This window comes from Alcaligenes sp. LTN-3, from assembly GCF_059735605.1.
The window spans coordinates 1,709,135-1,723,692 of record NZ_JCAPDN010000001.1; the positions used below are offsets into that span (position 1 = coordinate 1,709,135).

The following is a 14,558-nucleotide window of genomic DNA, read 5'->3' on the forward strand; positions in this document are numbered from 1 at the left end:
AAGACAGCATGATCGCGCAGTTACACACGCAAGCACACTGTCTGTTCAGGAGTTTTTGATGGCCCACACCTTACGTAACAAGCTGATCGGTGTCTGGCAATTGCAGTCCTTTGAGTTTGTTCCAGCAGATGGCTCGCCCCGCTATCCGGGGCTGGGGCCCAACCCTATTGGTCAACTGATTTACACAGAAACAGGCCATATGGGGACACAACTGGGCAGCAGCAGCCGAACGGCCCAAGACCACTGTCAATCGCTACTGGATACGTACCTGGCCTATGCAGGTACGTTTGAAGTCGATGAGGCTAGCCAATGCGTCACTCACTTTGTTGATATGTCTCTGTACCCCGACTGGATAGGAGTTCCCCAGCTACGCGAGGCACGCTTTACACAAGACGCACTGGAACTGAGTACCCGTGAGCCCGTGATGGTGGCAGGCAAGCTGGGCGTGGGCACCTTGCTGTGGCACCGTGCCGAGCCGGTCTAAGCACACTGGTTCAACGCCATGAGCAAAGTCCAGCCTGTGCTGGTCATGTCAGTGTTGAACCGCGCTATCGAGCAAGCCCAGAAAATAATCCACAATCGCATGGGCACGTCTGTCCTTGCGCATGGCCAAGGACAAGGGAATCGTAAACTGACGCTGCTGCGGGTCCACCGCAATCATCTGGCCCTTCTCTACCCAACGAGCCGCCACGTGCTCAGGCAGGAAACCGATGTACTCTCCCGTCAAAATCAAAAAAGCGGTTCCTTCCCGATCACTGGCGGTAGCGACACAATTCAAATCCTGATGCTGTCCAATCGCCTCTGGGCTCATGCGATAAGCGGGCGTAATAGCCGCAGCCTGGCGCAAGACTTCCTGAGACACTGCCCCTTTTTGTACCGCTGCAAACAAAGGATGCTCCCAGGAGCAGTACAAAAAATAAGGCTCGGCATAGAGCGTGCGATACTCCAGCCCACTCAAGGCATTAATTTCGGGCAGCACACCCATATGCAAACGGCCATCCAATAAACCGCGCTCAATTTCACCTGGTGTGCTCATGCTGATATGCACACGCACCGCCTCGCTGTTTTGCCGCAAGGCACGCAAGGCGGAGGTGATATGCATATGAGGCTGCGAGATCAAGCTATTCATCAAGCCTATATTCAAATCTCCCCGCAAGCTGGAATGCAGCTGGTTCACTTCACTGCGAAAATTCTCCACCGCAGCCATCAAGGTTTCACTGGCCCGCAATACTTGCCGCCCTTCCTCCGTCAAAGCAAAACCGGCCCTACCGCGCTGGCACAAGCGGATTCCGCCCAGGCGCTTTTCCAAATCGCTCATATGCAGGCTGATGGCCGAACGCGTAATCCCCAGCACACCTTCTGCGGCCGAAAAGCTGCCCACTTGCGCCACCGTTCTGAACACACGCAGCAGACGCAAATCAAAATCGGAAACCTGCAACAGTCCTTTGAGCTGCATATAGGTAAGTAAAACAATAAGTGAAGTTAAATAAAAACGTATTTTACTCAACAACTTAGCTCTCTACACTGGGGGTATTCACCGCCTTGAGGAGACAAACATGAACTCACCCTACTTCGCGCCACAGCAGATTGCCAGTGAACTCAATCTCCAGTCCCACTGGATGCCCTTTACCGCGAACCGACAATTCCAGCAGGACCCGCGTCTGGTCGTCAAAGCCGAAGGCAACTGGCTGTATGACCAGGAGGGTCGCCAGATTTTTGACGGCCTGTCCGGGCTTTGGACTTGCGGGGCTGGACACGCCCGTCATGAAATCCAGGCCGCCGTGCATCGCCAACTCGGACAACTGGACTATTCTCCCGCCTTTCAGTTTGGACATCCCACCGCGTTTCAACTGGCCGACAAACTAACCCAGCGCACCCCCGACGGTCTGGATCATGTTTTCTTCACCAACTCCGGTTCTGAATGCACCGACACCGTCGTAAAGATGGTACGAGCCTACTGGCGCATCAAAGGCCAGGCAACAAAAACCCGTCTGATTGGCCGCGCTCGTGGCTACCACGGCGTGAATGTGGCCGGTACCAGCCTGGGCGGTATCGGCGGCAACCGCAAAATGTTCGGTCAGTTGATGGATGCCGACCACCTGCCCCACGTGCTGCAAGCCGATTGCGCCTTCACACGCGGCCAACCCGAAACAGGGGGCCTTACCCTGGCCGACGAACTACTGAAGCTGATCGAACTGCACGACGCCAGCACCATTGCCGCCGTTTTTGTCGAACCCGTCTCGGGCTCGGCAGGCGTACTGGTGCCCCCTACCGGCTATCTGCAACGCCTGCGCCAGATTTGCGATCAGCACAACATCCTGCTGGTCTTTGATGAAGTCATCACTGGACTGGGCCGCCTGGGCACCTACACCGGAGCCGATTACTTTGGCGTCACCCCCGACATCATGACCATGGCCAAGCAACTGACCAACGGTGCCATTCCCATGGGCGCGGTCATTGCCAGCAAAGAGATCTACCAAACCTTCATGGGCCAGGACCTGCCACTGCACACCGTGGAGTTCAGCCACGGCCACACCTACTCCGCCCACCCTGTCGCCTGCGCCGCCGGACTGGCTGCCCTGGAGTTGCTGGAACAGGACAACCTGCTGCAACGTTCTGCCGAACTGGCCCCGCATTTTGAGCAGGCCCTGCACCAGTTACGCAATAGCCCGAATGTGATCGACATCCGCAACTGTGGCTTGGCAGGTGCCATCCAACTGGCCCCGCGTAACGGTGACCCCACCATCCGTCCCTTTGAAGCCGGCCTACAGCTGTGGAAACAAGGCTTTTACGTACGCTTTGGTGGCGACACCCTGCAATTTGGCCCCGCCTTCACCACCACACACGCCCAGCTTGATTCATTATTCGATGCCGTCGGTGGCGTCCTGAAGCAACTGGCTTAAGCCTCCCAAAGGGCGGCCTATCTTGGGCCGCCCCAAATCAGCTCCACTCGTTGCAACTGGAAACCTTAACTTTCTACCCAAGCAGCCCCTGTAACCGGCTCCAAGATCCACAAACGCGCCATAATACGAGCTTTGCTCCACAAGAAATATTCAGCGCCATGAGTTCTCCCACAACACCTACCTTTGCTCAGGCTCCCATCGGCCTGTTTGACTCGGGTGTGGGCGGTCTGTCCATCTGGCGCGCCCTGCGCCAGTCCTTGCCAAACGAAAACCTGCTGTATCTGGCCGACTCACAATGCGCCCCGTACGGCGACCGTTCCCCGGAATGGATCATTGAGCGCACCCTGTGCATGACACAGTTGCTGGTCGACCAAGGCTGCAAAGCACTGGTCATCGCCTGCAACACCGCCACCCTGGTGGCAGCCCAGGCCTTGCGCGACACGCTAAGCATCCCCATCATCGCCATCGAACCCGCTATCAAACCCGCTGCTGCCCTGAGTCGCAACCGTAGCATCGCCCTGATGGCCACCAGTCGCACCTTGGACAGCGGCGGCCTGCAAAGCCTGATCGAACGCTACGCCAGCGACGTGGAAGTCATCCGTATCCCCTGCCCCGGCCTGGCCGACCGCGTCGAAGCCCTGCAGTTAAGCGGCCCGGAAATCGAAGCAGAGCTGCGCGCCCGCCTGGCCCCTGCCCTGCAAAGCCAGGCCGACACACTCGTGCTGGGTTGTACCCACTACCCCTTCCTGCGCCCCACCATCGAAGCCATCAGTGGCTCGCGCTTCCATATCCTGGAACCCTCCTTCGCGGTCGCCGCTCAAGTCCACCGCCGCCTGGAACAAGCTAACTGCCTGAACACACAGGCTCAAGCAGGCAACAGCGCCTTCATCAGCAGCGCCCCCATGGAGCAAGCGCGACAAGTCATCCGAGCACTGACAGGACTGGCAGAACCCACCATGCTGACATTCCCGACGCAAGCCGGAACACGCCCTATCGTCGCGGACTAGCACAAAGCAACAACAAACTCCCCGAGAGTGACGCCAGCCAGCGCCGCGCCAAACCCCGAGCGATCCCTGACTCAGACCATACCTCTGGGTGCCTTCTTATGCTCTTGTGTCATCGCTTGTCTCCTTCAAGACAATCATAGGCCCGAACACAAAATTTCCGACACTCTCCGCCGCGTCGGCAAGTTGTCCGCCTCCGCCCCCTGCTCCGAGGCCCCGAGTGGCGACCTACGAAGAGTGATAAAAACTACAACTCAAACCCATCACCCACCTTAAATTTGCTACTTAAAAGATAAAAATCACTTACAGCCCCGCCAAACTGCCCCACCGTAACAAACCATCCATTACACCGTCATATGCCTGCCAAGCCGCAGCCAGCCAGGCTTTGATCCCCGCTGCTCCCCTCCCCGCCCCACCCTTCACATAAAACACAATCCAATCATCGGCGGATTTTCTGATCCGTTCACAGGGCAGTCACACGCCCTTCCTACACTGCCCGCAGTCCTGATCCGATGCCGACTGGGCAGCCCACCCTCATGCACAGTCCGGCCTCTCTTTCCACCTTCTCTCCTTGAGTGGCTGTATGACCTTCACCTCCCGTCCCCAGAAATCCCCCACCGTGCAGCGCCTGCAACAAGCCGGACTCTCTCTGTCCCTGGCGCTGCTGCTGACCGCCTGCGGCAGCGGCTCCGGTGGTAATGATGGCCCAGCTAACCCTGGCACCAATCCCGAAACCCCTACCGTAGAGCCCGGCGACAAACCCCAGGCGCTGGGCGGCAAAAAAGCCCTGATCGTCACTATCGACGGCTTAAGCTACGAAGCCCTGCTGCAAGCCCGTCAAGCAGGCCAGCACCCTGCCCTGAAAAACCTGACCATTGCCCCCGCACAAACCGGTGGCTACGCGGGCACTGCCAGCGAACAACGCACCCTGCCACTGCCTGGCTGGGCCTCCCTGATTACCGGCGTCTGGGCAGACGAGCACGGCCTGCGCGGTGTCGGCCAAGAAGACACCAAACTCAATAGCCCCACCTTGGTCGCCCAGACCTCCAAACCAACCCAGGCCGCCCTGGCCTTGAGTACCGGCGACTACCGCACACTGTGGAGTCAGGATCTGCAAGAAGGCCGCATCATCGAAGCGGCCAACTGCACCGACTCTGATAGCTGTGTCAGCGAGCAAACCCAGAAATACCTGCAAGAAGGCAAATCTCTGATCCTGGCTCAAATCCAGGCCCCCGCCCGTGCGGCCAATCAGGCAGGCCTGGGTAGCCCGGCTTACCAACAGGCCGTCAACGACTCCCTGGCTGCGCTGGACAAGCTGTTCGCCCTGATCGACAAACGCACACAGGCCGATGCGTCGGAAGACTGGCTGGTCATCCTGACCACCAGCTACGGCCTGGACGAATTTGGCGGCACCACCGGCTCGCAATTTAACCGCAACAAGACCAGCTTTATTGCTACCAATAAAACCCTGGCCTCCTTGCCTGCCATCGACAGCCAAGTCTCCAGCAGCACGGACATGAACACCCTGGCCGCCGTCATTGACATCGCGCCCACCGTCCTGTCCCACCTGGGTCTGCAAAACGAACAATACCGCTTCCGTGGCTCGCCCCTGCAAGCCGACACCCGCGTACACAATCTGGTTTTCAGCAAACCGGCCGACAAGAACATGGTGGACCTGAACTGGGTGCTGCAAGGCGAAGCCTCGCAAGAAATCCAGGTCATGCGCGATGGCAAACTGATCGCTACCTTGCCTGCCGGTACTACTCAGTACTCCGATCCACTGCCTGCCTCCGATACCGCGCAAACCTACTCCCTGTATTACTCGGTCCAGGTGGGCAAGGCGGCCTCGACCCTGAAAGCCGATGTAGGCTACCAGCCCCCACCCAAGCTGGCTGACACCCTGAAAAACGGCCTGCTCAGCTATTACACCTTCAATAGCCAGCCCTTTACCGACGCCAAAGGTGGCAGCACGCTGCAAACCTCGACCCCTGCCGTGCCGGCCGGCCAGTTGATTGCCGCTGACTTCCTGGACCCCAGCACACCCAAGGGTGGGCTGCGCATCATGGGCAGCAATGTCGATGGCAACGGCAACCGTGGTTACCGCCTGTCCATGAGCCGCAATCTGTTCACTCTGAGCAGCGTGCAGCAAATGACGATTGGCTTTTGGCTGCGCACTGCCAACAACTGCCACGGCTATGGCGCCTCCATCATGGCCAACAAGAACTATGACTCGGGCAACAACCCCGGTTTTGCATTGGGCCTATTTAACGCCAACGGCTGCGACATCCGCTTTAACACGGGCTACGGCGGCGGCCGCAACGAGAGCCAGGGCTACAACATCACCCCCGACGAATGGGCCTATGTAGCCGTCGTCATCGACAAGGCCCAAGGCAAGATGCTGGGCCACGTGTTTGACCCCAAAAAAGGCGCGCAGTTTGGCTCGGTGGCTCTGGAAGCCCGCACTTTGCAAGCCCTGGGGGGCACCGGCACGGGCGAACTGGGCTTGAACGAAGACGTTACCGGCCAGTACTACAAACGCTGGGGACGCAGCGACATCAATATGGACTTTGGCGAACTGGCCATGTGGGACCGCGCCCTTAGCACGGACGAACTGACCAGCATTTACGAATCCCGCCAGCCTCTGTCCAGCCTCCAACCCTGATCGCCAAGCAAGGACTATTTATGACTTCCAAGAACGCTTCACTCACCTTTGAGCGCCTAAAACGCGCATCCGTCTTGTTGATGTTCTGCGGCCTGCTGGCTGCCTGCGGTGGTGGCAGCGACACCGATAGCTCGGGTAACACAGGCTCGCCTGAAGAGCCCACCGAGCCTGGCAAACCCACGCCCGAACCCGCGCCGCAACTGAAATGCGCCCCTTGATTGACTAAGAGATTAAGTACAATGACTTCACGCCGCAATTTCCTACGCAATATGACCGGTGCCAGCCTGGCTGCCGGTTCCTTGGCCGCTTTCCCTCCCAGCATCCGCAAGGCGCTGGCCATTCCGGCCAACAACAAGACGGGCACCATCAAGGATGTGGAACACATCGTCGTCCTGATGCAAGAGAACCGCTCATTCGACAACTACTTTGGCACGATGAAAGGCGTACGTGGTTTCGGGGACCGCTTCACCATCCCGCTCCCGAATGGCCGCAATGTCTGGCAGCAAAACCTGAGCTCCACCGAAACCATCATGCCCTACCACTTGGACAGCACCAAGGGTAATGCTCAGCGGGTCAACGGCACCCCCCACGCCTGGGTCGATGGGCAGCAAGCCTGGGACCATGGCCGCATGGCTTTCTGGCCCAAGTACAAGCGCCCCCACTCCATGGGCTACTACCGCGAAGCCGAGGTGCCGTTCCAGTTCGCCATGGCCAACGCCTTTACCCTGTGCGATGCCTACCACTGCTCCATGCACACCGGTACAAACTCCAACCGCATGTTTATGTGGACGGGAACTAACGGCCCAACCGGGACGGGTGAATGTACCGTCAACAACGCCTGGGACAGCCTGGGTTCCTCGGCGTTGGGCTACGAGTGGAAGACTTATCCCGAGCGTCTGGAAGAAGCCGGTATCAGTTGGAAGGTCTACCAAAACCTGCCTGACAACTTTACTGACAACTCGCTGGCAGGCTTCAAACAATATCGTCGTGCCAACGAACAATCGGGCAAGCCAAACAATGCCCCTTACGAGCCGTCGGATGACATTGGTAATCCCCTGTACAAGGGCGTGGCCAACACGATGCCCGACGGTGGTTTCTTCGGCCAACTGCGCAAGGATGTCGAAGAAGGGAATTTGCCCCAGATTTCCTGGGTCGTGGCACCGGCCGCCTACTCCGAACACCCTGGCCCATCCAGCCCGGTGCAAGGTGCTTGGTACACGCAGGAACTGCTCGATGCACTGACATCGAACCCCGAGGTCTGGAGCAAGACCGTTCTGCTGGTCAACTTCGATGAAAACGACGGTTTTTTTGACCACGTACCGTCCCCTTCGGCACCATCCATTGATCCGGACACGGGCAAGCCTATGGGCAAAACCACCCTGACCGATGAGCAGATTGCTTTTGAATACTACAACTACCCCAGCCCCAAAGGCTTGATGGGTCAACCTCCACGTGACGGCAAGGTATTTGGCCCCGGGGTACGCGTTCCAATGTACGTGATCTCTCCGTGGAGCCGTGGTGGCTGGGTGAATTCGCAAGTCTTTGACCACACCTCCGTGATCCGCTTCATGGAAGAGCGCTTTGGCGTGATGGAGCCCAATATCAGCCCCTATCGCCGTGCAGTATGTGGTGACTTGACCAGTGCCTTTAACTTCGCCAGCCCGAACGACGAACCTCTGCCCACCTTGAACGGACGTCGTAGCCGTGACGAGGCCGATGCCATCCGCCGTGCCCAGGAACGCCTGGCTCAGGTGCCTCAGCCCCTGGACAATCAGCGCATTCCTGTGCAGCAAACCGGTGTGCGCCCGTCGCGTGCCCTGCCCTATGAACTGCACGTCAGCGCCCGCTGCGATAGCGAAAAAGGCGTACAGCTGCTGTTCTCCAACACAGGCAAAGCCGCTGCTGTTTTCCATGTCTACGATAAGCTGAATCTGGACCGCATTCCCCGCCGCTACATGGTCGAACCCGACCAGATGCTGGACGATGTCTGGGACGTTCAGGCCGATAACCTGGGTCACTACGACCTGTGGGTACTGGGCCCGAACGGCTTTCACCGTCACTTCCGTGGCGATGTCAGCGTACTGAGCCAGTCCGAGGCCGCTCGCCCCGAAATTCGCGTCTGCTACGAAGTCACCAAAGGCGATGTCTATCTGGAAATGATGAACGGCGGCCAGTCTGCCTGCACCTTCACCATCCAGTCCATGGCCTACCGCGAAGACGGCCCTTGGGAAGTGACGGTTGAACCAGGCCAGCAGTCCAAACAGTCCTGGGCCCTGAAGTCCAGCGGCCACTGGTACGACTTCGTGGTCCGCAGCAGCAACGACCCAAGCTACTACCGTCGCTTCGCAGGTCGAGTGGAGTTTGGCGCACATGGCGTCAGCGACCCAGCCCTGGGGATCCCCGCCTACCTGTAAGACTTAAATACTCTGAATCCAACGTTCTATTGTCTGACTATGTGTGCGTGCGCACCACGCACACTTTTTACCCCGCTGCCAGTACTTGGCATCGGGGTTTTTTTTATCTGTAGCCTACACCCCAGAGAGAATAAAAATGCCCTACTAACCGGGTCAGGAACGGCTTGTCTTTCCTAGAATGCTCCATGACAGTGGGCATCCAGCACTAGCAATGCCTACTGCTGCAGGCAAAGAGTCCCTACAAATCGTAGCCTTGCGCATAGGGCTCAGATGTACATCAACATGGCGACCAAGTGGCGCATGTATTACGTCCTGCGGGACGACATCTTGATGATGAGTTGGGGCGAAAACTGCCAACTCCCCCTGAATGACGGCAGCAGATCTTGCCATCTATCTGCACATTGCCGTCAGAGAGGGGGGAGACCGCTGTAATGGCTGCGGCCGGAGGAAATATCGCTAAAGCCAGAGGTACAAGGCCGTTGGCACGTGATACGAGCCTGTCTCGGGAAAATCTGTACAAAAGCTTGTCAATTGTTTCCCTAGTTCGGGTACCTTGTTCAAGGTGACCCGAACTAAAGGGGCAAGCTAAGCATCAAACCCTGGTTCAACTCCCATTGAACACCTGCTTACTGCACCAGCTGATTCATCTCGATAATAGGCAGCATCACGGCCAGCACAATCAGCAAGACCAAGCCCCCCATCAGCAAAATCATCAAGGGTTCCAGCAAGGCGGTCATGGTCAGGGCCTTGCGCTCCAGTTCAGTCGACAAGGTCGTGGCCGCACGATCGAGCATAGGGGCCAGTTCGCCAGTTTTTTCACCGCTGGCAATCAGTTGTACCAATAATGGCGGGAACAAGGCACTGCGTTGCAAGGCAGTCGCCAAAGGCAGACCCTCGCGCACATGAATAGCGGCCTGATTCACCGCATCGCGCAAGGCCAGATTCGAGACCGTACGTCCTGCCGCTTCCAGAGCGGTCAGCAAAGCCACATTGCTACCAGCCAGAATCGCCAGCGTGGCGGCAAAACGAGCAGTATCCACACCCAGCAAATAGCCCCCCAGAACGGGCACGCTTAACAGCCGTCGATGAAAGGCCAGCTTCAAGGCCGGTTGTCGCAACAGGAAAGCGGCCAGCACAGCCAGCAGTAGTAACACCACAAACAGCACCACACCCCAGTCGCGTAACAGATCGCTGGCGCCGATCATCACGCGCGTGAGCATGGGCAATTGCTGTTTGGCTTGGGTAAATGCGCCCACCACCTGGGGGACGACATAGCTCAGCAAAAACACCACCATCGCCACAGAAATCAGGCTGACGATGGCGGGATAAATAAAGGCTGTCAGCACCTTGCCGCGCAAGGCTCCGCTGTCTTCGATAAAGCTGGCCAGACGATCCAACACTTGTTCCAGTTCACCGGACTGCTCACCTGCCCGCACCAATGCTCGGTAAATTTCAGGAAAGTCACGAGGGTGATTGGCCAGGGCATCGCTCAGGCTTTGTCCTGCTCGGATATCAGCACGCAAGGCTGCCAGCAGTTGCACCAAAGGCCGACGCGTCGCCTGCTCAATCACCACTCCCAGGCTGGCCTCCAACGACAAGCCCGCCGCTACCAGACTGGCCAACTGACGAGTCAGCCAGGATAGCTCGGTGCGGCGCAAACCCGCACTGCGGGCACGAGCCACAGCACGACTGCGCCCCGCTTTCAGGGAAACGGTCAGCAGACCTCGGGACAGCAATTGCTGGCGCGCCAGACGCTCGCTCTCGGCCTCCAGCACCCCCCGTTCGCTGCGACCGGCCTGATCCACGGCCTCATAGTGATAGGTCCCCATACTGTCCTGCCCGCCTATAACTCGCGCGTGACGCGCAATACTTCTTCAGGCGTACTGACGCCCTGCTCCACCCACCGCTGAGCATCTTCACGCAAGCTTCGCATGCCCGATTCACGCGCGGCCTGACGCAAGGCGGGTTCGGCTCCGGCGTCATTTAACAAGTGCTGGGCACGTTCATCGATGCGATACAGCTCATGAATCCCAGTACGCCCCTGATAGCCCGTATGGGCACACTGTTGGCAACCTTCAGGGCTAGCCCGGTATTGCCCCTGCTCGGCAGGTTGACGGCAATGTCGGCACAGTTTGCGTATCAATCGCTGGGCCAGCACACCCCGCAAGGTAGAGGCCAGCAAAAAAGGCTCCACCCCCATATCCACCAAGCGAGTGGCCGCAGACACCGCATCATTGGTGTGCAAGGTAGCCAGCACCAAGTGGCCAGTCAGGGAAGCCTGCACCGCAATCTGCGCGGTTTCCAGATCCCGGATTTCTCCGATCATGATGATGTCCGGGTCTTGTCGCAATATGGCGCGCAAGGCGCGCGCGAAACTCAATTCAATACGAGGGTTGACCTGCGTCTGGCCGACGCCAGGCAAGTCATACTCAATCGGATCTTCGACGGTCAGCACATTGCTGCGTGCCGTATCAATGCGCCCCAAAGCGGCATACAAAGTCGTGGTCTTACCGCTGCCGGTAGGCCCGGTGACCAGCACAATGCCGTGTGGTTGATGAATCAGCTCATCGAGCTGAGCCAAAATATCCGGGGCCATGCCCAGACGCTCTAGCTCCAGCTGTCCGGCTGACTTGTCCAGCAGGCGCATCACGGCGCGTTCGCCATGTCCGGTAGGCAGAATCGAGACACGCAGGTCCAGCGCCCTGCCTCCTACTTTCAAGGCAATACGGCCATCTTGTGGGAGCCGCTTTTCGGCAATATCCAGGCTGGCCATGATCTTGATACGGGACACCAAGGCTCCGTGCAAGGCCCGGCGCGGGCTGACGATATCGCGCAAACGGCCATCCACTCGATAGCGCACGACCGAGTGGGTTTCATACGGCTCCAGGTGAATATCACTGGCGCCATCCCGCACAGCCTGGGTAAACAAGGCATTAATCATGCGAATGACCGGCGCATCGTCCTGATTTTCCAGCAAGTCGGTGACAGCGGGCAATTCCTGCATCAGTCGATCCAGGTCCACCTCGTTGGCAGCGGCATCCACCACGCTGGCAGCATCGTCGCCCTGTGCATAACTGGCATCAATCAAGGTATCCAGTTCGGCATCTGGGATTTGCCGCTCGTCCAGCTCGGGATAGCGTCGCCGCAACTCCACCAAGGCCCAATCCGGTGTGCGCTCGCTAATCACCAACGTGCCCACACCTTGCTGCTGCGTCAGCACCGCGCGGTGCTGACGTGCCCAGGAGTAAGGCAGGCGGGTCATAGCGTCTCTCGCAGGTCTACCGCAGCGGATGAACCGGCGGCCTGTGGCAAGACCATGTGTCCCGCATCAGGGTGAAACCAGGTGGAACGATCCGGCAGTCCAGTCTGCACGGCACGCATATAGTTGTAGCGGTCCAAAGACAGACTCTGGCTGTCCTGCGCGTTACGCACGATATGCGGACGCAAGAACACCATCAAATTGGTTTTTGTACGCTTGCGTTTCTCGTACTTGAAAAGGCTGCCTACCAGCGGAATATCTCCCAGCAAAGGCACCGATTGTGTACCGTCCTCAATCGAGTCTTCCAGCAAGCCACCCAGCACAATGATCTGGCCATCATCCACCAGCACATTCGTGCTCAGCGCACGTTTGCGTGTGACGGGCGAGTTGGCCGATACCGACATGGCTGTATCGATACTGCTGACTTCCTGATAGAGCGCCATCTTGACGGTGCCCCCTTCCGAGATCTGCGGGCGCACTTTCAAGGTCAGCCCCACGTCTTCACGCTGAATCGTCTGGAACGGATTGCTGGCCCCGTCGCCCGTGGTGGTGTATTGGCCCGTCACAAAGGGAACGGTACGGCCCACCATGATGCTGGCTTCTTCATTGTCCAGCGTCATCAGGTTAGGAGTAGACAGAATATTGGTGCCCCCCTGGCGCTCCAGCGCTCGCGCCAGTACACCTAGATTGACAATCTGCTGACCCAGCACGTTCACTGTGCCTTTCACCACACCCAGGCTCAAACCAGCCGCCAAGGAATCAAGCGTCGTTGCCCCAGCCTTGGTGATACCGCTGCCGCCCAGATTGGCACCGCCCACAAAGCCCGAGCCGCCGTCCGAAATATTGCCGCCGCCCGTCATCCACTGAATGCCGAACTCGGCCGCATTTTCTGCATTCACCTCCACGATCAGGCTTTCGACCAGCACCTGAGCGCGACGTTGATCCAGTTGGTCGATCACTTCACGCAAGCTGCGGTAGACCGGATCGGGGGCCGAGATAATCAAGGTATTGGTAGACGGGTCGGCTTGAACAGTCGCCCCACCAGCGCTAAAGGCCACGGTGCCACTGGCATTATTAGCGGCACTCAAGCCCATCTCGCCTTGGGACTGACCTGCTGTTGCCGACGTTTCCATTGCCTTGGCCGCGCCCGTGGTGCTGGAGGCATTGCCAGCAGGAGCCAGACTATTGCTCTGTTGCTGTCCACCCGTTGCCGTATTACCTGAGCCGGACTGCCCGGTCAAAGCAGCCCGCAACACTTCAGCCAACTGTACGGCCTGGGCATTACGCAAATAGACCACATGCAAATTGCCCTTATTGCTTTCCGGGCTGTCGATACGGCGTATCAAATCCCGCGCCAAATCCAGCCGTGCCGGACTGCCTGCCCGCACCAACACGGAATTGCTGCGCGGATCGGCCACCACCGTGATGCGTTGCGCCACATCATTTCCCGGAGTATCCAGCATTTGGGATGCCAAGGCCGCCACATCCAGCGCCACCCCGTAATCAATCGGGATGATGTCCGTATTCAAACCGGCAGGGGTATCTATCCCGGCGATCACCTGGGCAATGCGATCCAGATTATCACCATAGTCAGTCACAACCAGGGTGTTATTGGAGGGGTAAGCATTGATAGGATTGTTGGGCGAAATCATGGGCCGCAACACGGGAACCAGGGCCGTGGCATTTTCATAACGCAAGGTGAACACACGGGTTTCCAGCTCGCCACTGCCGCTGGCCCCGGCACCTGCGGCACGCACGGCACCGCCCTGTTGACGCGCCTCGGTTTCGGGCACTACTCGGCTGACCTTGCCATTGCGCAATACAGCAAACCCTTGCATCCGCAAGGCTGACAGCAACATCTCGTAGGCAGTGCGGGCGTCGACCGGCACCTCGGACACCAAGGTCAGTTGCCCTTTTACACGCGGGTCCACAATAAAGTTCTGGCCGGTAAAGCGCGCCAAGGCGGCCACCACCCCGTCCAGCTCAGCATCTACAAAATTCAAGGTAATGTCGTTGCCTTGCGGAAACTCGGCCGGGTCGGGCAGGTCGATCGGAGCGGCCCGGCCCCCGACTCGCTGCGGAACCCGACGCGTCACGGCAGCAGAAGGCGTATTGTCATTGGTAAAGCGCGGATCAGCCTGGGTACTGCGTACAGGCGTCTTGCCTACCGAAGCAAAAAACGAAGAAGGATCCGGGCCAGGCTCAGGTTTCTGACCTGTGCTGGCACAGGCGCTTAATAGGACGGCGGCCCCCAGACTTAAAAAGAAGCGAGGGCGCAGCCCAGGAAGTCGTTTGGTCAAGGTACTCATAGTCAAA

General features: G+C 58.5%; 11 protein-coding genes. 7 read left to right on the forward strand and 4 right to left on the reverse strand.

What is annotated here, in order from left to right; all coding sequences use genetic code 11:
• Positions 1-58: 58 nt before the first annotated feature.
• Entirely contained in the window at positions 59-484 is a 426-nt protein-coding gene (locus tag AC6I6N_RS07930; RefSeq protein WP_094197484.1) for a lipocalin-like domain-containing protein, read from the forward strand.
• A gap of 48 nt (positions 485-532) precedes the next feature.
• On the opposite strand, the gene AC6I6N_RS07935 is transcribed toward AC6I6N_RS07930, so the two are convergent.
• Positions 533-1,456 carry a LysR family transcriptional regulator gene (locus AC6I6N_RS07935; protein ID WP_094197485.1) on the reverse strand — a complete coding sequence of 308 codons (924 nt, stop codon included), beginning with the start codon at positions 1,454-1,456 and terminating at the stop codon, positions 533-535.
• Positions 1,457-1,556: 100 nt separating this feature from the next.
• On the opposite strand from AC6I6N_RS07935, the gene aptA reads away from it, so the two are divergent.
• The 6 genes from aptA to AC6I6N_RS07965 all read left to right on the forward strand — a co-directional run bounded on the left by aptA (position 1,557) and on the right by AC6I6N_RS07965 (position 9,549).
• Positions 1,557-2,903: an omega-aminotransferase AptA gene (aptA, locus tag AC6I6N_RS07940; RefSeq protein ID WP_094197486.1), complete on the forward strand. Its 1,347-nt coding sequence runs from the start codon at positions 1,557-1,559 to the stop codon at positions 2,901-2,903.
• 158 nt (positions 2,904-3,061) lie between these two features.
• A complete protein-coding gene (gene murI / locus AC6I6N_RS07945) occupies positions 3,062-3,910 on the forward strand; it encodes a glutamate racemase (RefSeq protein WP_249459997.1) in 849 nt (282 codons plus the stop codon).
• Between the two features lie 580 nt (positions 3,911-4,490).
• Positions 4,491-6,569: a LamG-like jellyroll fold domain-containing protein gene (locus AC6I6N_RS07950; RefSeq protein ID WP_264671981.1), complete on the forward strand. Its 2,079-nt coding sequence runs from the start codon at positions 4,491-4,493 to the stop codon at positions 6,567-6,569.
• A 20-nt stretch (positions 6,570-6,589) separates the two neighbouring features.
• Positions 6,590-6,787: a hypothetical protein gene (locus AC6I6N_RS07955; protein ID WP_094197489.1), complete on the forward strand. Its 198-nt coding sequence runs from the start codon at positions 6,590-6,592 to the stop codon at positions 6,785-6,787.
• Positions 6,788-6,808: 21 nt separating this feature from the next.
• Positions 6,809-8,983: a phosphocholine-specific phospholipase C gene (locus AC6I6N_RS07960; protein WP_264671982.1), complete on the forward strand. Its 2,175-nt coding sequence runs from the start codon at positions 6,809-6,811 to the stop codon at positions 8,981-8,983.
• 431 nt (positions 8,984-9,414) lie between these two features.
• Complete coding sequence (locus tag AC6I6N_RS07965; RefSeq protein WP_413544456.1) at positions 9,415-9,549, forward strand: helix-turn-helix domain-containing protein; 135 nt, start codon at positions 9,415-9,417, stop codon at positions 9,547-9,549.
• Positions 9,550-9,609: 60 nt separating this feature from the next.
• On the opposite strand, the gene gspF is transcribed toward AC6I6N_RS07965, so the two are convergent.
• From gspF to gspD, 3 genes are read right to left on the reverse strand one after another with little or no spacing between them, the layout of a single operon-like run.
• Positions 9,610-10,812, reverse strand: a complete 1,203-nt coding sequence (gspF, locus tag AC6I6N_RS07970) for a type II secretion system inner membrane protein GspF (protein ID WP_094197496.1) — start codon at positions 10,810-10,812, stop codon at positions 9,610-9,612.
• A 14-nt stretch (positions 10,813-10,826) separates the two neighbouring features.
• Positions 10,827-12,245, reverse strand: coding sequence for a type II secretion system ATPase GspE (gene gspE, locus AC6I6N_RS07975; protein WP_094197497.1), 1,419 nt, complete (start codon positions 12,243-12,245; stop codon positions 10,827-10,829).
• On the reverse strand, positions 12,242-14,551 hold the full coding sequence (gene gspD, locus AC6I6N_RS07980; RefSeq protein WP_125277653.1) for a type II secretion system secretin GspD: 2,310 nt from the start codon (positions 14,549-14,551) through the stop codon (positions 12,242-12,244). Before gspD ends, gspE begins: the two co-directional genes overlap by 4 nt.
• Positions 14,552-14,558: the final 7 nt, after the last annotated feature.